Source organism: Paraflavitalea soli (assembly GCF_003555545.1).
In the GTDB taxonomy this organism is placed as follows: domain Bacteria; phylum Bacteroidota; class Bacteroidia; order Chitinophagales; family Chitinophagaceae; genus Paraflavitalea; species Paraflavitalea soli.
This window is the reverse complement of record NZ_CP032157.1, coordinates 6,949,845-6,970,291: the sequence shown is the minus strand read 5'-3', so window position 1 is coordinate 6,970,291 and position 20,447 is coordinate 6,949,845. Positions and strand designations below refer to the sequence as shown.

Below are 20,447 nucleotides of genomic sequence, written 5' to 3'. Positions count from 1 at the left end.
TACCTGTTGCTACAAAGCGTTAGCCCCTATAGGGGCAAATACACTTTTGATACGCAGGTCAAAGCCGGAGGCTAGCGACTGTTAAAAACTTCCTTCGATTAAGGTGAGCCGCCTTTGAAAGGCGACCCACCTTAATTTACCACACCATAATTTACCAAACATAGGTAGCCATGGCGCCTGGGTTGAGGGTTGCTGTGAATGTTTTCTTTTTAAATTCTACATCAAACGATGCCGACTCCTTACCATCATTGAGTACAATGAGTACTGTTTTTCCCTGCGGGTTTTTGAAAGCCACATTGGGAAAGGTGCCTGGTATATTGGAAGCAATGCGTACTGAACCCGGGCGTACAAACTTGCCTGCATGGGCAATGATATAATAAGCAGGATTTTGTTTTACGCTGTCTTTGTCTATGGTTACTGCTCCCAGGCAACGATCACAGCCGCCTCTATCGGTATGGGGTTTCAACTGGGGATTGGAAGAAAGGTTCCATTCAATAACGGTACGGCTCCAATTGCGGGAGGCACCAATGATGAGGTTACGCACGTGCTCTGCAATATCTTTTTTCATATTGCCGGGGGCACCTACCCACTGCTCTGTAAAGTAGAGGTTCTTATCGGGATGGGCTTCATGCACCTGTGACAAGGCTTCTATTTTACCGCCATACAAATGGAAAGCAGATCCGTCAATGTATTTTTTGGCTTCGGGATCGTTTAAGATAGTGATGGGATACTCTGGTTTATCGGCATTGTGGTCGTAGATAATGATCTTAGTTTTTATACCTGCTCTTTTAAATGCCGGTCCGAGGTGGTCTTTAATAAATGTGGCCTGATCGGGCGCCAGCATTAATAAGCTCGGGGTATTGCCCGGATGTAAGGGTTCATTCTGTACGGTGATGGCATCGATATTAATACCTTCGGCCTTCATGGCCAGTATGTACCTGACAAAGTACCTGGCGTAAGCGCTGTAGTACTCGGGTTTCAGGCTGCCACCTCTTGCATCGCCATTGGTCTTCATCCATACGGGTGGCGACCAGGGAGAACCCATGATCTTTATACGGGGATAAATGGCCAGTATCTCTTTTACAATTGGGATCACCGCCACACGATCATGCCCGAGATCGAAACGCTGCATGAGTGTATCGACTTGCCCGGCTGGCAGGTCGTTGTAAGAGAACACTTTTTCATCGAGGTCGGAAGCGCCGATACTCAGGCGGATATAACTGCCGCCAATGTGGTTGGCATCAGCGGTAAACAGGTCCTTTAAAAGGGCTGTACGGGCAGCAGGACTCATTTGCTGCAAATGGCCTGCGCTGCCACCTGTTAAGGCCCAGCCAAAGCCATCTATCTTTTGGTACTTGGGTCCATCATCTACGGTAATGGTAGTTTGTCCGGCTGCCTTTTTTGCAAAAGCCGGCTGCTGTGTTTGTTGCTGAAAGAATACGTTATTGACAGGATCGGTGAGCCATACATCGACTGGACCTTTTTGTGCAAAGGTGTTTACTGCTGTGGCGAGCAATACGCTTAATCCAACTGCTTTGTACACTGTAGTCATTACTGAATGGTTGGGGATGATCAATTATTTTATAACGATGGTACTGATGGAATGGGGCAGGCTTTCGGTAGCTGCTCCATTGCCTTTCAACCACAGGTGATAAGGCAATTTTTGATCGGTCGTGTTCATTACTACCACCACAATGCTTCCATCGGTGTTTGCAAAAGCGGTGGTTTGCAATTGGGCCCTGCTGGAAGATGCGCCGATACGCCTGGCGCCGGGGCGAATGAACTTAGAGAAATGGCCTATATAATAGTATGCATTGGTATAGATGAGCTTACCTGTCTTTGTATCTGCATGAACAGGGGCAAAGCAAAAATTACCTACATGGTTGGGGCCGCCGGTCTCATCGAGCAGGATATTCCAATCTGTCCAGGCCACGGTACCATTATTGAAATCATTGATCATGGAGTAACCGTATTTTTCACCCAATGACCAGTTGTTGACGCTGTCGATATGGAATTTCTCTTTGCAACCTTCGGTGAAAATGAGGTTTTTGCCGGGGAAGGCCTGGTTTACAAGACGCAGGTTATCGAACTGCATGGGACCGCCCGTCCAGGTTTCATACCAATGGAAACCGATACCCCAAACGTATTTAGCGGCTTCCTTATCGTTGAGGATAACGCTGGCGCGCTGGTACAACAGATCGCGGTTGTGGTCCCAGGCGATGAGCTTTTTACTGCTCATACCTGCTTTTTGTAAAGTGGGTCCGAGGTATTGCTTTATGAAGTCGCGCTCTTCTTCGGCTGAAAAGATGCAGGATTCCCATCTTTGTTTGGCCATGGGTTCATTTTGGACGGACAATCCCCAGATGGGTATGCCTTTGGCTTCATAGGTCTTAATAAACTTTACAAAGTAGTTGGCCCATTGCTGCCTTGCTTCGGGTCTTAACTTGCCACCCTGCAGCAAACTATTGTTGTCTTTCATCCAGGCTGGCGGACTCCAGGGGCTTACATAGGTGGTGAGTTTTCCACCGGCAGCCTGAATAGCCTGCTTAATAAAGGGAATACGGTACTGCTCGTCGTGGGCAACGCTGAAAGATTTGAGTGCAGTATCATTATCGCTGACATAGGTATAACTGCCACTGGAAAAATCGCAACTGTGAATGGTAGTGCGGGCCAGGGTGTAGCCAATGCCTTTGTCTTTATCGAAGTAAGCCCGGAGGAATTCCTGTTGTTCGGGTTTGGGAAGTTTGGCAAATGTTTCGGCCGATGCATCGGTGAGGGCCGCCCCTATTCCAATAAAGGACTGGAAAGTATTGGCGGGATCAATGAATACGCAAGGCTGGGTTTCGAGGGGTTGTTTGAATTCCTTAAAACTGAGTTGTGCATTTTGGGACAACCGGAGATCGGTTTGGCTGGCGGTGGTATAGACAGTGATCTTCTTCTGCGCCTGTACGGACAGACAGGCGGGCACCATCAACATGGCAAGCATTCTTTTCATCTGAATAGTTATTATTTTTAATATGGCCAACATGAACCTACAGCCCCTGACAGCACCAGACCCTGATATACAAAATTCTACTTTAATTGAATCCAATGCTTTTTATGGCAGGGGTCTTTTCATCACAAAATGGGGTTTAATTTTATTTTCTCCCGCTATGGATTGAAAGCCCAAAAGTGCTGATTTACAAGGGATAGCTCCAAATTTATTACTACGCCAAAACCACTACAAAATAAAAATTAAATATTGACTATCAGCTATTTAATACAATTCAACGATCCTTCATTCTACGCATGTGAATCATGGAGAGGTTACAACCTGTATTTTCATGCTATAAAGCTATAGTCCCTAAAGGGACAACAAACACGATGGATACGTATTGCGGTTGGAATGAAATGCTTTTACCGAGATAGCCATTAAACTTATCAAACATGAAGCAATTTATCATGTTCGTTTTTATGGGATTCATTGGGTTGCTGCTCTGTGGGCAGGGATGGGGGCAATCGAAGGCTCCGCGTTTCAAGGCGCTGGCGGTATATGAAAACGGGGGGCATCACCTTGCCTATTCGAAAGTAGCCCGGCCCTGGCTGGATCAGCTGGCGGCCGACAGCAGTTTTGTCATAGATTATATTACCAATATGGACAAGGTGGACTCAGCCTACCTGGCTCCCTATAGCTTGTTTATTCAGCTGGATTATCCGCCTTATGGCTGGCCTGCCCAGGCTGTGAAAGCATTTCAGGAATACATAGAAAAGGGCAAAGGAGGCTGGATCGGCTTTCACCATGCCACACTGCTGGGGGAATTTGATGGTTATGCGATGTGGCCGTGGTTTTCAAAACTGATGGGCGATATACGCTTCACCAATTATATCCCGGGATTTGCCTCGGGCCGGGTAATGGTTGAAGACAGCCTGCACCCTGTGATGAAAGGTGTAGGCCCTGGGTTTGTGATTGCCAAAGAAGAATGGTACACCTGGAATAAAAGTCCGCGCGCGAATGTGCAGGTACTGGCCAGTGTGGATGAGGGATCTTATTCTCCGGCTTCTGCTACTAAAATGGGCGATCATCCGGTAATCTGGAGTAATCCACAGGTAAAGGCCCGGAATGTCTATATTTTTATGGGACATGGTCCGGACCTGTTTGACAACGTGGCTTATACCAGGATCTTCCGGAATGCCATCTTTTGGGCCAGTGGCCATTGATCATAAGCATACGCTAAAACTAACCATCTATAATGAAAACGCTTGCTATCCTTTTTGCTTTATCCACGATTGCTCCGCTTGTGCACAGTCAGGCCAATGGTACTAACAAACCAGTTGTGATTGGCTATGTAGGCGGCTACAGGGGCCTGGTCAATACGGCGATTATTGATGTAAAGAAACTCACGCATATCAACTATGCTTTTGTAGATGTGAAGGACAACCGGGCCTGGCTCACGAATGAGAAAACGGATACTACGAATTTCAGGACGCTTAATCTGTTGAAGGAACAAAATCCTGCGCTGAAGATATTGATCTCCATTGGCGGCTGGACCTGGAGCAAGAATTTTTCGAATGCTGTATTGACTGATACTAGCCGCCGGGCCTTTGCTATTTCTTCGGTAGACATCATTAAGAAATACCAACTGGATGGAGTGGATATTGACTGGGAGTATCCTGGCATGGTGGGTGATGGCAATGTGTTCCGGCCGGAAGACAAACAAAATTACACGTTGATGTTTCAGGCGATCCGGGAGGAGCTGACGAAGCTGCAACAGGAGACGGGAAAGTATTACCTGCTGACCACGGCTACGGGCGGGTTTCCAAGCTACCTGGACCATACAGAGATGGGTAAAGCACAGGAATACCTGGATTATGTAAACCTCATGACGTATGATTATAGTTATGGTAAGGCAGGTCATCATACTAACCTGTTTCCTTCGAAAGACTATGACAAGGAAAACTCTGCACACAAAGCGGTGACGACGTACCTGGCGGCTGGTGTGCCGGCGCATAAGCTGGTAGTAGGATTGGCTTTCTATGGCCGTGGCGGTGTAGTAGAAACTGTTGATGACCGTGGCTTTAACCAGAAGATCAATTCTACTTTCAGGGTAGGCGGCTACACTTATATCAAAGACAGCCTGATCAACCAGAAAGGATTTCGTGCTTACTGGGATAAGAAGGCCAAGGCACCTTATCTCTTCAATGCAGCAGAAAAGAAGTTTGCCACTTACGATAATGAACGCTCTATCAAGTATAAGTGCCGGTATGTGAAGAAGCACAAACTGGGTGGAGTGATGTTTTGGGAGTATTCTTCTGACCCAAAAACTTATCTGCTTAATGCCGTTGACAAATTTCTATAGGTCTCCCTTTCCAGTATTTCTTACGGAGAAAAGCATTTTCCGAAAAGCTACGAGCCGCGAGCTATGAGCTGCGAGCCGTTTGCTACGATCAGCTTTGCGTGACGGAGTTCCATTCTACCGGGTGATGCTGATAAGGTAGTCGAAGAGATTAACGTCATTGGAGATGCCCAGTTTTTTGCGGAGCCGGTACCGGCTGGTCTCTACCCCACGAATCGAGATATTCATCAATTGAGCAATCTCTTTGGTGGTAAGGCTAAGCCTGAGGTAGGCGGCCAGTTTCAGCTCTGAGGCGGTGATCTCGGGACACTGTTCTTTGAGCTTGCGGAGGTAATTGGTATGCACGGTATCGAAATGGTTGGCAAACTGCTCCCACTCACCATCATGGTCCAGTTCTTTGTCCATTACGCGCATGATCTTCTGAAACTCTTTACCACCCTTATCGGTCCCGGCGCTGTTCTTATATTGAACCAGGTCTTCTTTGAGCCTTGTCAATATTTCCATCTTCCGGACGAGGCTCATGGCAGAAGAGGCAAGCTCAGCATTTTTGTGTTCTAATGCAGCCTCCAGCTTTTCATTTTCCAACTGCATGATCTGCTTCTCGCTTCTGCCGATCTCCAGCTCATGCTGCACCTGTAACTGCCTTTGCTCTTCGGCATACTTTTGCTGCTGTTCCAGGAGTTTTAACTGTTGCAGACGCTTGTATTTGTCCTGCTGCCGTTTGTAAAAAATGTAGAGCAAGCCAAATAATAAGCATGCATACAGGGAGTAGGCCCACCAACTCCTGTACCAGGGTGGTAATACGCGAAATGACCAGGTGGCAACGGTTGACTCATTGTCTGCAGTATTGCGGCACTTGACCTTGAATGTATAAGTACCTTCGGGCAAATTGGTATAATCCTTCTCTGTTTTTTTGATCCAGGGAGACCAATCTCTATCAAATCCCTCCAGGTACCAGGCGTATTCGGTGTTTTGTTCCTGCCCATATACACTGGAAGCCATTTCAAAATGCAGGGAGTTATCGCTGTATTTAATGTTTGGCATTGGAAGCTCCGTTGGCGCTGGACCATAACCGCCAACAATTGTACTTTCTTTTTGTGCCGCAGATCTTACCAGCCGGATGCGCACAAATAAAGGATGTCTACTCTTTTTATACTGGGCATAATTTATATGGAAGAACCCTTTTTCGGCTGCAATGAAAACGTTGTTGCTGTCCACTACGTTGATGTTCTCAAATCCATTGCCCATTATTTTATCGTCAATTTCGGAGATGTACAATAGGCGGGGAGTGGGCCCCGACCTGTCGACAATGCCTACTCTTTTATCGCGGCTAAACCACAGGTTACCAAACTTATCCTCCTTGATATAACTCAAGGGATCGGTACCGAGGAGTTTTTCCAGGGCAGCCGACCTTACAAAATCATTTTGAATGCTGTCATATTCGAAAATGCCATTATCGGAAGTGAGCACCATCTTACCCATGAGCTTGTACAGGTGGTTGCGGTTGGCCGACAATATCCCTTTCTTATCCTGGTACCTGATAGCAAAAGGTTGTCCTTTTGCATTGAAAGCTACCTTGTACAGCCCCTTATAGGGATGCGCTATCCAAATAGTATCCTTTTCCATTACCACATAGCGGGCTGATTCAAACTGGGCGTGGATAACAGGATTGGTAAAAGCTCCCTTGTTGTAATTGTAGAAGTTGATCCCGTTGTAGGTACCGGCAAACATAACCGGTGAAGGATCGGTCGTATACAAGGGTCTGAAGGTCCAGAACCCTGTTTTATCGTCAATTACTTTAATTTTCCCATTCTCTACCTGGTAAGCTCCTCTATTGTGGGCTACCAGTAAATGATCGTTGACAATAGAAAGTCCCCACACCTGCCCTTCTGTTTGGGGCACAAAATCAATATCAGCACTGGCATAGCTATAATCGGTATTACCTGGTGGCAGGTTTACTTTATATAGTCCGGTAGATAGTCCAAAGTACAATTGATCGTGGTAAAAAATGGAAGTATAGCCGGTATTCTTATTCTCGCCATCGGGGTAAATACTTTTAATGGCGTTGTCGTAGGAAATAAGGTCAATACCATTGTCCAGACCGAGCCAAAGGTTTTTATCGCGGTCTAATTTTATGCTTAAGATATTATTATTCTGGAGGCCTTCTTTTTTGGAAAAGCGCTGAATAAATTCACCCTGCTTATTAATGACAATGCACCCTACTAAATTGGTAACGAGTGCGATCCTGTCAGGGGAAAGGAGGCAGGCATTAAAGATATTCTTTCCGAGGAAATTCTTAATGCCCGGCGCATTGAACCAGGATACGGTATCTTTCTTTAAGATGAACAATCCATGATTGAGGGTGCCTAATAAAATACTGTCTTTACCAATGGACAGGACAGTGGTTAACCGCACATCATGGGGAAGGACGCCTACTTTGATGACGGGCAACCATTCGCCCCTGTTATAAGTAACGAGCCGATTGGTAAAGTCCCAGGCCATCAGGCCAGCCGGGGTGATACCCATGTATGCCCAGTCGATGCTTTTGTGAACGGTGATCACATTGCCTTCCAGTTCAAATATCCTTTTATTGGAGCGAAAGAATACCCGTTTTTGCCAGATACAGATATTCCATACATCGGCAAAGTCATTGTCGTTTGGGGGTATTAATTTTTTGAGTGAGTTATAAGTCAGTTCACCATTCTTTGCGGGAGAGAAGTAACCAAATTCGCCCTGTCCTCCTACATATATTTTATTGCTGTCGCCGATGGCCAATGAACGGACGATGGTGCCGCCGGGCATGGGATAAGTTCTCCAGGAAGTGCCATCAAAGACCAGTAAGCCTTTATTATTGGCAAAATACATTAAGCCATTGTTGTCCTGACCAATATTCCAGTTCTGGTTGCCGGCATTGTAGGCCTGGCGGGTATAATTGACAATGGTGGGAATGCCAATGGTATTTTGCGCAGACGCAATAAAGAAGTTACAGCAAATTATAGTTAGTGATATGACGTATCGTATCCGGAGCATAATATTCACAACCAACAGGGCCTGGTTTCGAAGGCTTCGACAAGCTCAGTCCCGCAAAGCGGGATAAACTCTGCCAACCGCACTGTTTATGCCGTGAAGTTAAAGATCGTGCATTGATTTTTCCAACTATTTATTAAATATCAGGGTATTGGCATTGTCGATCTCATCCTGGGTAATGGTATGGCCCATATTGGGGTATACCTTTTCGGTGACATCGGCATTCATATCCCTTAAAATATTAGAGGTAGCATACACTCTTTCTACGGGCACATGCATATCGGGGTTGCTGGTACCTATGAAAACAGGGGTTCCTTTAAAGTCGCCACTATAGTGTTCCTGGTAGATCTTGTCGCCAATCAATCCGCCCGTAAAGGCAACTACACCTCCGTAGCGGGCAGCATTGCGGGTCACAAACTCCAGGGTAAGACAAGCTCCCTGGGAGAAACCCAGGAAGTACAGTTGTTTTTCCGTAAAACCCTGGGTAATCAGTTCATTCACGGTATCGCTGAGTACAGAGAGGGCTGAAGATAGGGAGGGCTCATTTTGCTGCAGGGGCGCAATGAAAGAATAAGGATACCAGGTGTTGTCGGTAGCCTGGGGCGCAAGCAGGGCATAGTCATCCACAGCAAGGTGCTCAGCCAGCGACAGTATGTTTTCGGCTGTACCACCGCGGCCATGGATCATGATCAATACCTTTTTGGCTTCTGTTAATTTCTTGCCTGCTGTTATAATATCTTTCTGGTGCATATAAAATCTTTCAATAATCAACACCCTGATATAGCCCTTCGACAAGCTCAGGGTGACAAAAGTAATAGTTACTTATAATTGGCCAGGTCAATGGAAACGGGGGTGAGTACTTCTTCCAGGTGGGCACGTTTCTTTTCAAACTGTGGTGGCAATTTGAGGGCTTCGCCCAGGTGGTCGGGACTTTCATCTATGGCAAATCCGGGACCGGCTGTAGCGACTTCAAAGAGTACACCACCGGGTTCGCGAAAATAGATCGAGGTGAAATAGTTCCTGTCCAATACAGGGGTGGGGTTCAGCATCCGCTTTACAATGCGCAGTCTCACTTCCTCCTGCGCTGCCCTATCGGGTGTACTGAAAGCGATATGGTGCACAGTACCACTGCCACCCAGGCCCTTCAGGCTATCGGGAGAACATATTATATCAACATAGTTACCAGGAGCATCATTGGCTGCAAACCGAAACCGGTTGCCTTTTTCTGCTATCAGGGTGTGATCGAGTTGTTCGGTCAATAATCCCGCTGTGCGTTCATACCCTTCTTCCCATATTTCCACATTGTAAAACCCCTTGATGGCATGCTGAGCCGGAACGATGCCGTTACTATAGCCTGTCCTTGTGTCTTTATCATTGAACACAAACTCTAATCCCAATCCGTCGGTATCTTCAAAATACACTACTACTTCATTGGCAAATCTTTCTTCCGGTTCTTTGTACGCTATGCCATATTTCTTCAACCTGCCGAGCCAATAATCGAGAGAAGTAGTGGGCACTGAGAAAGTGGTGGTATTCAACATGCCCTTTCCATGCCGGCCTCTTACGAGTGCCTGATAAGGAAAAAAGGTGAGGATGCTGCCTGGTTGTCCTGTTTGATCGCCGTAGTAAAAATGGTATACTTCGGGCGCATCAAAGTTCACGGTCTTCTTTACCATTCTTACACCAAGGATACCAGCGTAAAACTCAAGGTTCTTCCGGGCATCGCCGGCAATGGCGGTTACATGATGAATACCAGTTATTAACTTTCCCATATGCTAAGTTTGATGTTGCAGTTTGGACGGGGTGAGCCGCCTTGGAAAGGCGACCCACCCTTCGACAAACTGACATTTCGTACTAATGAAGTACGGGTAATTGTTTTTCAATATCCTGCCGCATGGGTTCGTACTGTGCCGGTAACCTAAGATTGGTACCCAATTCGGCTACGGATTCATCGGTAGCAAAACCCGGGTTGTCGGAAGCTACTTCAAACAATACGCCACCCGGCTCGCGGAAATACAAAGAGAAGAAATAATTACGATCGATCTTCGGGGTGATATTAAAACCACGTTTTTCGATCTTCTCCCGGAACTCCATCAGTATATTATCATTGGCCACGCGGAAGGCTACGTGGTGATTGGTACCACCAGCTACCTGCCCGGTCTTACCCTGGGGATCTTCAATGATATCTACAATGGCTGCATTGTCAACAGCATCGGTGATAAACCGGTACCTGTTACCTTCCTGTTCCAACAGTTTGTATCCGAATATTTCGGTCAATACGGCTACGGTTCCCTTGATACTTTTCAGTGTGAGGGTGACGCTGTGAAACCCTTTGGCAGCAGCCTGTTCTGTAATACCTGAAGTTACCCAGGCTTTTCGGTTATCAGCTACTTTGGGCACATTCAAGGCGAGTCTGAGACCATCAGGATCCTGGAAAGGAAGGTAGAGTTCGCCAAACCTTTCGCCGGTGGCTTCCTGCTTTACCTTGTACTGATCAAATCTCTCTTTCCAGAAATCGAGGCTACCAGCGGGTACGGAATAGCCAATCTCGGTAGCCATACCCGTTCCTGCATAGCCGGTGGTTATGCCCTCCCAGGGAAAGAAGGTGAGGATGGTACCGGGAGTGCCCACCTCATTACCGTAGTAAAAGTGGTAGGTACCGGGATCATCAAAGTTCACTGTCTTTTTTACCAATCTTAAACCAAGCACCCTGGTATAGAAATCAAAATTACGTTGGGCATTTCCTGCTATGGCAGTGATGTGGTGCAAGCCCAATATCCTGTTGTCCATAAAAATCTCCTTTTGAGCTGTATCGCTCTTTTTAAGCCTGTTTGATTAACTGAAACTCACCTGCAAATTTCACTTCATCACTTACTACTACGTTCCCGGCTTCTGTAACGGCACCCCAGCCGAGACCAAACTCTTTACGGTTTAATTTACCGGTAACTGTAAAACCAGCTTTTGTTTGACCATAAGGGTCAACGGTAATACCGCCAAACTCTACATTGGCAATCACATTTCCGGTAACGCCTCTTAAGGTCAATGCCCCCTGCAACTTACCTTCTTCTTTGGTACCGGTGTACTTGATGCCGCTGAACTTAATTTCCTTGTATTCAGATGCATTGAAGAAGTCTGCAGACTTCAGGTGGTTGTCCCTTTGTTCGTTGTTGGTATCGATAGAATCTACATCGGCTGTAAACTCAATCTTAGAAGCGTTGGTAAAGTCGTCGCCATCTGTTTCCACTTCCAGGTTAAACTTTTTGAAGTAACCGGTTACGGTGGTGATCATCAGGTGTTTTACCTTAAACTGAATTTCGCTGTGTGCTGGATCGAGAACCCATTTAGTCTTTGACATGTTGTGTTAATTTATTGATTATCAATTTGTTTATTTGTCTCATTGACTATACAAAGTTGCAACATTAATCACTCTCAAGGAATAGCTATACGGCGGAAAGAGTTGTACATATTACTGTTGAGGGCCGTTTTCGAGAATTTAGTTTAGTGTCAATGGGTTAGGGACTGATCAAAAGGGAATAAGGGCTTTAGAGTCCGAAAGTCCGGAAGTCGGAAAGTCCGGAAGCGTGAAAGGCAACGAGGGTTTGATGCAAAAAGGCTGCCTGCACTTGTGTGGATGGTGGCGAGGTGGCAGGATCAGGGAAGTTTCAACAACTGTACATCACAATGGAGCACGACTTCATCGGATAAGAGTAAACCATGTTTGTCAATATACTGGTTCCAGGTGATGTTGAAGTCTTTCCGGTTCAGGGTGGCATCGAGTGTAAAGCCTGCTTTTGTATTGCCCATAGGATCGGGGCAAGAGCCTACATGCCGGGCCTGGAGGGTTATTTCCTGTTCTACGCCTTTGATGGATAAGGTGCCGGTGGCTTCTATCAGGTCGCCCCGGACGGTAACAGCCTTTGACTTCCAGGTGATGACGGGGTGCCTGGCTGCATCAAAGAAATCGGGAGACCTGAGGTGGGCATCTCTTTCTTCATTGCCGGTGTATACAGAGTTGGTATAGATGGTGAGCTGTGCCCGGCTGTCATTGAAATTGTCTTCCGTTGTTGCAACAGATCCTTCAAATTGGGTAAACCACCCGGAAACAGGTGTAAGGAGCAGGTATTTCGTATCGAACCGTATCCTTGTATGCACAGGATCGATCACCCAAACCACTTCCTTATTTATCTCTTCCATACATGGCGCGTTTAATGCTTAGTGTAACAGGCACTGCACAACATTGATCTGTGAATATAATATGGTAAGATACTGCGGCCAAAAAAATGTCTATCCTACACAAGGCGGAAGACGGAATGCTGTGCCCGGCATTGAATCGTTGAGCACAGCGATCCGACCGCATTTCCTTTATTTCAAATGGGCTCTCAGCATCCAGGCCATTTTCTCATGGGTTTCCATGAGGCCGGTGATAAAATCGCTGGTGCCTGCATCATGCAGCTCGTTGGCAAACCGGTTGATGTTTGACCGGAGGAATACGATGATACTCTCGTGATCGGCAAGCAGCTCTTTGATAAACCCTGTACTGTCGTTCAATTCCCTGGAGGATTCGGTCAGGTGGGTAAGCTGCAGGAACTGTTTCAGGGTTGCCGGCGCATAATGCCCCAGTGCACGGATTCGCTCTGCCACATTATCCATGGTCTCATCCAGTATTTCATACTGGCTTTCGAAGAAAAGATGTTTGGTATGGAAGTCCGGGCCTTCTACATTCCAATGGGCATTGCGGGTTTTGGTATACAGCAGGAACTCGTCTGCCAATACTTTGGCGAGCGTGTGTGCTACTTCTGTCAGGTCTTTCTGATCTATTCCGATGGCTGGTGTCATATATGAAAAATTAATGGTTGTTGATCCGGTTTAGTAATACAAAGCTATGCGCATGAGGCAGTACAATCAATTGACATATGATGGAAAGAGATGTACATTTTACAGTGAGACGTGAAAAGACAGACGTGCGGGGGGCTATTAAGTTTGTTAGTAATCTAATTGGCCAAACACGCCGTTCTTATAATCTTCCATAGCCTGTTCTATTTCTTCGGGGGTGTTCATTACGTAATTGTCTTTGGCAGCCACCGGTTCGTCCAGGGGTTCTGCCGACAGGAATAAAACCTGCGCATCTTCACTTGCACTAACGGTAAACTCCTCCCCTTCTTTGCTGAATACGATCAGGTTGTGAAGCGCCACTTCCTCCTTATTATTGATCAGTACGGCTCCCTTAATTACGTATAGTAAAGCCCAATATCCGGGAGTAGCGGGAAACAATACCTGACGGCCTGCACTGATCTCACCCACCACTGATATCACGGGGGTGAAGTTTTGGATAGGTCCTGTTTGGCCATCGTAATCACCACTGGCCAAGCGGAGGTGTACGCCTTCCTGCTGAAGCACCCGGGGTAATTGTTCTTTGGAAGCCGCCTGGTAAAAGGGCTTATCCCATTTGTTGGCGCGGGGAGCATTTATCCAAAGCTGTACGAGCTCCTGTACGCCACCCTCCTGCTGCATTTGTGGTGTGGGGCCTTCGCTGTGCAGGATACCTTTGCCGGCAAACATCCACTGTACACCACCTGCTTTTATCACTTCATCATTACCGGCATTATCGCGGTGAAAACCCGCTCCCTGTAACATAAAGGTATAGGGTGAAAAACCACGATGGGGATGGGGATGGATCCTTACCTGCTGCCCGGCTTCTATGGTGGTGGGGCCAGCGTGGTGCAGTACGATAAATGGATTGGCAAAACGGAAGTCCTTGTGGGGCAGTGCCTGTCGTACTGTTTCTTCTTCGGTGATCTTCTTTTCCCGACCGTATAAAATGTGCTCAATCTTTTTCATATGCTGTATTCAATGGAATAGTCCTATTGAATCAGCAAATGTACGGTAAGGCAACTTGTGCATGTTTGCCAAATGGGGGAAAGAGTTGTATATATTACTGTTGCTCCCTTTCAATAAGCCACCGTAAAACGCCGGCGGCTATGCCGGGGGCTCTCCGCCTCATCCAGTACGGCTACTGCGAGGTCTTGCACGGAGATGGTACTTTTGCCATGTGCATTGTATACGGGGCTATGGGTACCGATGTTGTATTGACCGGTGCGGGTACCGGGCACTAAATCAAGGGGAGGGGTAATGTATGTCCAATCGAGTTGGGACTCCTGCTGCAGCAGGTTCAGGTAATCGCGCGATGCAGCGGATGCAGGCCGCCAGGAGGCCGGATATTCCGGTGCGTCCACCCATTGCAGAGAAGGACCTATATACAGGCTTCCTGCATGCCCTACTACCAGGAGCCTTGGAACAGCGGCCCTTTTAGCAGCCCGCTGAATAGATATTGATCCTTCCAATAATTGTTCATATAAATTGGCCGTTCCCCATCCGGGGTTCCAGGCACTGATGATCACGTCATGATCTATTAATACTGTTGTCAAGGCTACCGTATCCAGCACATCGATGGGCAGGATATGCAGCTTGTTGTGCTGTATTATAATTTTTCCCGGATCACGCGCCATGGCGGTGACGGTATGTCCCCGGCTTAGCGCTTCCTGCAGTATAGCTGATCCTATAAAGCCTGTTGCGCCCACCAATGCGATCTTAAGTATATGCATAATATTATTCGAAATGGCTGCTTATGCCTGGTTGAAAGGATATACAGCCTGCTTCTTAAAATCGGTGAAACTTTGTCCGGATACATTTTTAAAGAACTTGCTGAAATGGGCTATATCATCGAAACCCAGGTTGTACGCTATTTCTTTCATACTGGAATCGGAGTAAGCAGCATGCCGCTTTGCTTCCAACACAATCCTTTGCTGGATATGGTGACTGGCGGGAAAACCTGATACTTTTTTCACGATCTCGTTCAGGTAATTAGGTGTTACTGCCAAATGCTCAGCATACTCGGTGACCTTTTTGAGGGAGATATACTTATTCTCCACAATCGTAAAGAACCTTTTCACCAGGTCCACATTTCTTGTTTGATTAACTGCCTGGGTTGAACTATCAGATTGACGGGCCAGGTAAATAAGGAGTATCCTAAAAAATCCCAGGAGTATTTCGGTACGGAGGAGGAAGAAGTTATCAAACTCCTTCACCATCTTTTGTATTAAATGGTCTACCTCGATGGTTGTCTCATCGTTGAGCCTTGCCACGCTAAAGTTTGAAAAAGAAGGAGAAGCGCGTTCGTTTAACCAGACTGCAGATTTATCCTGACCCAGGAGCAGGAAATCATTGTTGAAGGATATTACAAAGCCCTGGGTCTGTTCGCCCCCTTTCAACTGGTGTACCTGACCAGGGGCGGCACAACAGACGGTGTTTTCTGCTACCTCATGCTTTTCCAGATCGACGAGGTACATGCCCGAACCCTGCCTTATCCAGATGATCTCATAGTAGTTGTGGCGGTGCGGGCTTTGGTTTTGCTGCCTGTTCTTTTCCATCCAATCAATGGTACGTATCTCAAACGGCAGGTTGTTTTGCTGAAAGGGTATGGCCTGCTTAGCATGTGTTACGGGTTTACCCGATTGTTTGTCGCGTATCATATTGATTAATTTTGGCGTACTGACCTGGCAAGAAGGTCAGTTTTACTGGTTATTTTTTACGCCATAACAGGTTCAATTTATACGCCATAAACAGGAAGGATAGTGAGATCGTCCTTGACATATCTGCAGGATTGTGACTGGCAGGCTATTAGGAGGCTATAATATTTTTTTCAGGCGGCGGAAGGCAAGGAATAGCAACTCCAATAATTTCGGAGTTTTTAGAAGCTGCCTCCGAAGAAAATGGAGTTTGAAGAAAGCTGCGAGCGGTGAGCCTTTGCTTCGATAGCGGATTTCTCACTCCGCTACGCTTCGTTCGAAATGACAGAAAGGGGGATTCGAAATGTCAAATTGGGGGTATCCTTCGTTCGAGATGACAAAAAAGGAGAGTTAGAGATTATCTTTCTTTATACCAAGTTTAAGCATTTTGGATTCGAGGGTGGTGGGTTTGAGGTTGAGCAGTTGTGCGGCCCCACCTTCTCCCCTGATGCGGCCATTGGCTTTGCGAAGGATGCTGATGATGTATTCACGTTCGGTATCATCCTGCATCTTCCGGATATCGGTGAGTGACTGGGCGGTGGACACATTTTGAAGTGGGGAAAGGAGTACCGGTTCACGGACAACACCTGTATTGAGAGGTCGTTTTAATTCAAGGGGAGAGATGCCATCATTGAGTATGACAGCTTGTTCTATTACATTTTCCAATTCCCTGATATTGCCGGGCCAGTTCCAGGTTTCGAGCTCAGCTACCATCTTTGGTGTAATGCCGTTAAAAGCTTTCCGGTTGCGATGGCAGGCCAGGGCAGCAAAATGATGAGCCAGGTGTTTGATATCTTCCCTGCGCTCGCGTAAAGGCGGCAGGATGATGGGAAATACATTGAGGCGGTAATAGAGGTCGAGCCGGAAACGGCCTTCTGCTACTTCTCTTTCGAGGTGACGGTTGGTGGCGGCAACAATACGTACATTGATCTTGAAAGAGGACCGGCCACCAATGCGTTCTATCTCTTTTTCCTGCAATACACGCAACAATTTGACCTGTAATTCGAGGGGCATTTCGCCGATCTCATCCAGGAAGATGGTACCGTCATTGGCCTGTTCAAACTTCCCCACCCTCCGGTCGGTGGCGCCGGTAAATGCTCCTTTTTCGTGACCAAATAATTCAGACTCGATCAAGGTGGGCGGCAGGGCGGCACAGTTGACTTTTATGAATGGCTTCGATCCACGGGCGGACATATGGTGCAGGGAATGGGCAATGCGTTCTTTACCGGTACCGCTTTCGCCCAATATCAATACAGAAGTATCGAAGGGAGCTACCTGGGCTACTTGGTCCAGCACTGCCAATAATTGATGGCTATTGCCTACGATGCCTTCGAAACGGGAAATGACGCCAGGGTTTTCAGTACCTGATCGCGCATTTTTATAGGGCGCAGTGGAAGGATCTTCATTGCCTGCAATGGGCTCCTGGCTAATGATGGACCCCAGGGATGGTTGTAATCTTTGTAATAATGCCAGGTGACCTGCATGCCAGGTATCGGAGGAGCGGTTGAAAAATGACAGGACATATGTTTCACCGGCGCCTGTGGTAACAGGCTGGGTGAGTACGGCATTTACCTGGAAAGCAGTAGCTACCAGTTTCTTTATGGGATCGGCCTCACAGGCTTTTTGAAATTCAGTGTTATTGATACAGGCGGGTGTAATTGTTGAAATGGTCTCAGTTTGTATCTTATTCCATTCCTGCATCCTGAGCCCGGTAATCGTCAATAGTTCACTGACACCAATGGCCTGGTATTCATCAAACCCTATCCGCAGAAAAGCTTCAAATGATCTATGTTCCTGTATATTCTTTATATTATTAACGACTAGCAAATCAAAGGGAATAAAAGGCTGCAGGATACTGATCGCCATGAACATTTTTTTCTCCCGATCGAATGGCTGTGTAGAGATGGCAGTTAGTTTTTCCTGGAGAAGGGCTTCCTGCCGGAGGCTGAACTCAAGGCTGTGTTTGTGGCGGTAGCGTGCAATGTCGAGTGTTATCAATACATCTTTTGCGCGGAAAGGTTTTACCAGGAAGCCATAGGGCCCGGTGGCTTTGGCAGCTTCGAGTACGCGCTGGTTGGAATTGGCGGACAGGTAGACAAAGGGGATGTGTTGTTCTCTCAACTCGTGGGCAAGATCAATGCCGGTCAACTTACCTTTGAGGTAGATGTCCAACAATACCATGCCCGGTTTATTCTCCCGGATGATTGCACGGGCTTCTTCTACGGAAGCAGCAATGCCACAAACCTTATAACCTGCTTTCTCCAATATGAGCATGAGGTCATTGGCCACGATGAATTCATCTTCTACAATCAATACTTGTTCGGTCATACAATTTCATTTCGCTATGCTGGAATAAGCATTACCGGTCTTTTGATCAGACAGGTTGTTCTTCTACGTGATCGACTGCTGTGAAATATCCGCTCCGTTCCTGTGGGAACCTGATATTAACGGTAACGCCTTCCCGGCTTTTGATGACAAAGGTTCCGTTTAGTTGTTTGGTAAGGCCCTGTACCAGGCTCATGCCCAGTGAAGGGGTACCGGCTATATCAAAACCGGGTGGTAATCCTTTTCCGTTATCGGCTATCACCAGGAGTACATCACCCAGCTCCACCAGTTCCATGGAAATATGGATCGTTCCCTGACTGTTACCGGGAAAAGCGTACTTCATGGAGTTGGTGATGATCTCATTGATAATGAGGCCCAGGGGGACAGCTTGAGCAATATCCAGTTCAAGCGGAGCCAGGTATAACTGGAATCTGATCCTGTTATTGACATTGAAATTATCATCCAGGTAGCTGGTCAATTCTTCAATGTATGCCTGCATGTCGATATTGGCGACCTTATCAGACTGGTATAGTTTCTGGTGGATGAGTGACATGGCGCGCATGCGGTGCTGGCTATCGCGGATAGCAAGAATAGCAGAGTCATTGTCGAGGTAGGCAGATTGTGTATTGAGGAGGCTCATCACTATCTGCAGGTTGTTGTTGACGCGGTGGTGTATTTCTTTCAGCAGCCATTCTTTTTCTTCCAGGAGCCCATCTTTCTCATTGACCAGTTTTTGAAGGGATACATTTTTAAGGTTGATCTCTTTTTGCTGGTTCTCTAATTGGCGGTTGCTACGTTGCCTGATCCTATACCGGTTGTATAATAGAGCGATGATGATAAGCAGCAGGGCTATAATGGCAATGGTAACGGTCCATGCGAGGGAAGCCTGTTTCAACTGACTTTGTTGCAACTGGCTTTCCCTGCGCAGAAGTTGTATGTCCTTCTCTTTTTTATCGGACTCATACTTGGCCTGCATTTCCTCAATTTGCCGGCTTTTGGCAACATTATACATGGTGTCGTTGATGGCCTTGTATCGCTGGTAGTGATCGATGGCGGCCTGGTAATTGCCTGCGGCTGAGTCGGCCCTGAAAAGCAAGAGCTGTACATTCCGTTGGGTTGCGCTATTGACGAAGCCTTTTGTATTAGCGGCCTGGGTGAGGTAATACCGTGATTGTTCATATTTCCGTTGCTCGCTGTAAAACCTTCCTGTTTGGTAATAGGTTTGAAACCGCAAGGTAAATCCATGTGGGTTTTGCTCTTCCCATGCAACAGCCTCGAGGTAATATTTTTCAGCCAATTGTGGTTGGGTAAGGGCTTCATAGGACTTAGCCAGCATCATAGCGGCCACATGCTTTTGATCGGGTTTTTCAGCGGGGTATTTGTCCATGATCTCCAGGGCAGTTTTCAATGCCTCGCGGGGATTGTTTACCAGGATCAAGGTATTAACGATGTTATCTGTTGCTGTATAGAGTGCAAAAGTGTCTTTTGCTGGCTGCCGCAACTGCCATTCAAACGCCTTTCTTTGCCAGTACATGCATTGTTCGTGTTGCTCCAGGTCTTTGTAAACGAAGGACAATCTGCTGTAAAAACGGCCTAATTTGATAGAATCGTTTACACCTTCGGCTATTTTGATGGCTTGCATGGCATAATAAAGCGCCTGGCTTAAATTGCCTTTGGCCCGGTATACTATGGTGAGCAGATCGCAGGTATTCTGTATTTCCCGGATGCTCTGGGATTGCTGTAGTTGTAACAATTTATTCAATTCTAATTCGGCCTTGTCCATATTATCCAGCCGGATGTATAGGGAGGCTATTTTTTCCAGAAGCGCTATCTGTTTTTTAATGTTGGGTATCGACTCATACGCTTCCAATGCTTTTTGCAGGCTGGCGATCTTTCCGGCAGCAGCAGTGTCTTCTTCGGGCAGGCTATTGCCCAATTGCATCCACCACGCAGCTTCCTGTTCTTTGTTGTTTTGTTGCTGCGCCTTCTTTATGAGGTTCATAAATGCCGCTTTTCCTTCGGGTATTTTTCCCGCCTTCAGCAGGGCGACAGCTTGTGCGGCAGGATTGCCGGGTTGTTCTGTTGTTGATTGTACGGACTGCTTTTGTGCCGCAGCATTGATGCCAGCGAATGCTGTGAGGCAGGTTAAAAGCAGCCATTTGAGCATTGGGAAATGATTTGGTTATCGTTGCCAGGG

The 20,447-nt window shown here is 46.9% G+C and carries 16 protein-coding genes; 2 read left to right on the top strand and 14 right to left on the bottom strand.

The annotated features are described in order from the left end of the window. Window positions 1–151: 151 nt before the first annotated feature. Complete coding sequence (locus tag D3H65_RS26835) at window positions 152–1,552, bottom strand: glycoside hydrolase family 30 protein (protein ID WP_119053251.1); 1,401 nt, start codon at window positions 1,550–1,552, stop codon at window positions 152–154. A 24-nt stretch (window positions 1,553–1,576) separates the two neighbouring features. Next, entirely contained in the window at window positions 1,577–2,995 is a 1,419-nt protein-coding gene (locus tag D3H65_RS26830) for a glycoside hydrolase family 30 protein (RefSeq protein WP_119053250.1), read from the bottom strand. 431 nt (window positions 2,996–3,426) lie between these two features. Between D3H65_RS26830 and D3H65_RS26825 the strand changes: the two genes are divergently transcribed. Next, window positions 3,427–4,197 (top strand): ThuA domain-containing protein, encoded by a 771-nt coding sequence (locus tag D3H65_RS26825; RefSeq protein ID WP_245999600.1) that lies wholly within the window; start codon window positions 3,427–3,429, stop codon window positions 4,195–4,197. 32 nt (window positions 4,198–4,229) lie between these two features. After that, a complete protein-coding gene (locus tag D3H65_RS26820) occupies window positions 4,230–5,336 on the top strand; it encodes a glycoside hydrolase family 18 protein (protein WP_119053249.1) in 1,107 nt (368 codons plus the stop codon). A 114-nt stretch (window positions 5,337–5,450) separates the two neighbouring features. Here the strand turns inward: D3H65_RS26820 and D3H65_RS26815 are convergent, their stop codons facing one another. From D3H65_RS26815 to D3H65_RS26760, 12 genes are all read right to left on the bottom strand, one after another. Further along, window positions 5,451–8,363 carry a triple tyrosine motif-containing protein gene (locus D3H65_RS26815; protein ID WP_119053248.1) on the bottom strand — a complete coding sequence of 971 codons (2,913 nt, stop codon included), beginning with the start codon at window positions 8,361–8,363 and terminating at the stop codon, window positions 5,451–5,453. 126 nt (window positions 8,364–8,489) lie between these two features. Next, complete coding sequence (locus D3H65_RS26810; RefSeq protein ID WP_119054673.1) at window positions 8,490–9,110, bottom strand: alpha/beta hydrolase; 621 nt, start codon at window positions 9,108–9,110, stop codon at window positions 8,490–8,492. Window positions 9,111–9,178: 68 nt separating this feature from the next. Further along, complete coding sequence (locus tag D3H65_RS26805) at window positions 9,179–10,132, bottom strand: ring-cleaving dioxygenase (protein WP_119053247.1); 954 nt, start codon at window positions 10,130–10,132, stop codon at window positions 9,179–9,181. 82 nt (window positions 10,133–10,214) lie between these two features. After that, the gene (locus D3H65_RS26800) at window positions 10,215–11,150 is read right to left on the bottom strand and encodes a ring-cleaving dioxygenase (protein WP_119053246.1); all 936 of its coding nucleotides are present in this window, start codon (window positions 11,148–11,150) and stop codon (window positions 10,215–10,217) included. Window positions 11,151–11,181: 31 nt separating this feature from the next. Further along, complete coding sequence (locus D3H65_RS26795; RefSeq protein ID WP_119053245.1) at window positions 11,182–11,715, bottom strand: YceI family protein; 534 nt, start codon at window positions 11,713–11,715, stop codon at window positions 11,182–11,184. Window positions 11,716–12,011: 296 nt separating this feature from the next. Continuing rightward, window positions 12,012–12,554, bottom strand: coding sequence for a YceI family protein (locus D3H65_RS26790; protein WP_119053244.1), 543 nt, complete (start codon window positions 12,552–12,554; stop codon window positions 12,012–12,014). 168 nt (window positions 12,555–12,722) lie between these two features. Then, window positions 12,723–13,196: a Dps family protein gene (locus D3H65_RS26785; RefSeq protein WP_119053243.1), complete on the bottom strand. Its 474-nt coding sequence runs from the start codon at window positions 13,194–13,196 to the stop codon at window positions 12,723–12,725. A gap of 147 nt (window positions 13,197–13,343) precedes the next feature. Then, the gene (locus D3H65_RS26780) at window positions 13,344–14,198 is read right to left on the bottom strand and encodes a pirin family protein (RefSeq protein WP_119053242.1); all 855 of its coding nucleotides are present in this window, start codon (window positions 14,196–14,198) and stop codon (window positions 13,344–13,346) included. Between the two features lie 110 nt (window positions 14,199–14,308). Further along, complete coding sequence (locus D3H65_RS26775) at window positions 14,309–14,962, bottom strand: NAD(P)-dependent oxidoreductase (protein ID WP_119053241.1); 654 nt, start codon at window positions 14,960–14,962, stop codon at window positions 14,309–14,311. 21 nt (window positions 14,963–14,983) lie between these two features. Then, complete coding sequence (locus D3H65_RS26770; protein ID WP_119053240.1) at window positions 14,984–15,889, bottom strand: AraC family transcriptional regulator; 906 nt, start codon at window positions 15,887–15,889, stop codon at window positions 14,984–14,986. Between the two features lie 387 nt (window positions 15,890–16,276). Continuing rightward, on the bottom strand, window positions 16,277–18,253 hold the full coding sequence (locus tag D3H65_RS26765) for a sigma 54-interacting response regulator (RefSeq protein WP_119053239.1): 1,977 nt from the start codon (window positions 18,251–18,253) through the stop codon (window positions 16,277–16,279). 46 nt (window positions 18,254–18,299) lie between these two features. Beyond that, on the bottom strand, window positions 18,300–20,417 hold the full coding sequence (locus D3H65_RS26760; RefSeq protein WP_119053238.1) for a sensor histidine kinase: 2,118 nt from the start codon (window positions 20,415–20,417) through the stop codon (window positions 18,300–18,302). Between the last annotated feature and the right edge of the window lie 30 nt (window positions 20,418–20,447).

Coding starts and splice junctions, on each gene's coding strand:
- D3H65_RS26805 (WP_119053247.1), bottom strand. CDS start 10,132: ATGGGAAAGTTAATAACTGGTATTCATCATGTAACCGCCATTGCCGGC.
- D3H65_RS26775 (WP_119053241.1), bottom strand. CDS start 14,962: ATGCATATACTTAAGATCGCATTGGTGGGCGCAACAGGCTTTATAGGA.
- D3H65_RS26770 (WP_119053240.1), bottom strand. CDS start 15,889: ATGATACGCGACAAACAATCGGGTAAACCCGTAACACATGCTAAGCAG.
- D3H65_RS26825 (WP_245999600.1), top strand. CDS start 3,427: ATGAAGCAATTTATCATGTTCGTTTTTATGGGATTCATTGGGTTGCTG.
- D3H65_RS26835 (WP_119053251.1), bottom strand. CDS start 1,552: ATGACTACAGTGTACAAAGCAGTTGGATTAAGCGTATTGCTCGCCACA.
- D3H65_RS26815 (WP_119053248.1), bottom strand. CDS start 8,363: ATGCTCCGGATACGATACGTCATATCACTAACTATAATTTGCTGTAAC.
- D3H65_RS26760 (WP_119053238.1), bottom strand. CDS start 20,417: ATGCTCAAATGGCTGCTTTTAACCTGCCTCACAGCATTCGCTGGCATC.
- D3H65_RS26795 (WP_119053245.1), bottom strand. CDS start 11,715: ATGTCAAAGACTAAATGGGTTCTCGATCCAGCACACAGCGAAATTCAG.
- D3H65_RS26830 (WP_119053250.1), bottom strand. CDS start 2,995: ATGAAAAGAATGCTTGCCATGTTGATGGTGCCCGCCTGTCTGTCCGTA.
- D3H65_RS26765 (WP_119053239.1), bottom strand. CDS start 18,253: ATGACCGAACAAGTATTGATTGTAGAAGATGAATTCATCGTGGCCAAT.
- D3H65_RS26780 (WP_119053242.1), bottom strand. CDS start 14,198: ATGAAAAAGATTGAGCACATTTTATACGGTCGGGAAAAGAAGATCACC.
- D3H65_RS26785 (WP_119053243.1), bottom strand. CDS start 13,196: ATGACACCAGCCATCGGAATAGATCAGAAAGACCTGACAGAAGTAGCA.
- D3H65_RS26810 (WP_119054673.1), bottom strand. CDS start 9,110: ATGCACCAGAAAGATATTATAACAGCAGGCAAGAAATTAACAGAAGCC.
- D3H65_RS26800 (WP_119053246.1), bottom strand. CDS start 11,150: ATGGACAACAGGATATTGGGCTTGCACCACATCACTGCCATAGCAGGA.
- D3H65_RS26820 (WP_119053249.1), top strand. CDS start 4,230: ATGAAAACGCTTGCTATCCTTTTTGCTTTATCCACGATTGCTCCGCTT.
- D3H65_RS26790 (WP_119053244.1), bottom strand. CDS start 12,554: ATGGAAGAGATAAATAAGGAAGTGGTTTGGGTGATCGATCCTGTGCAT.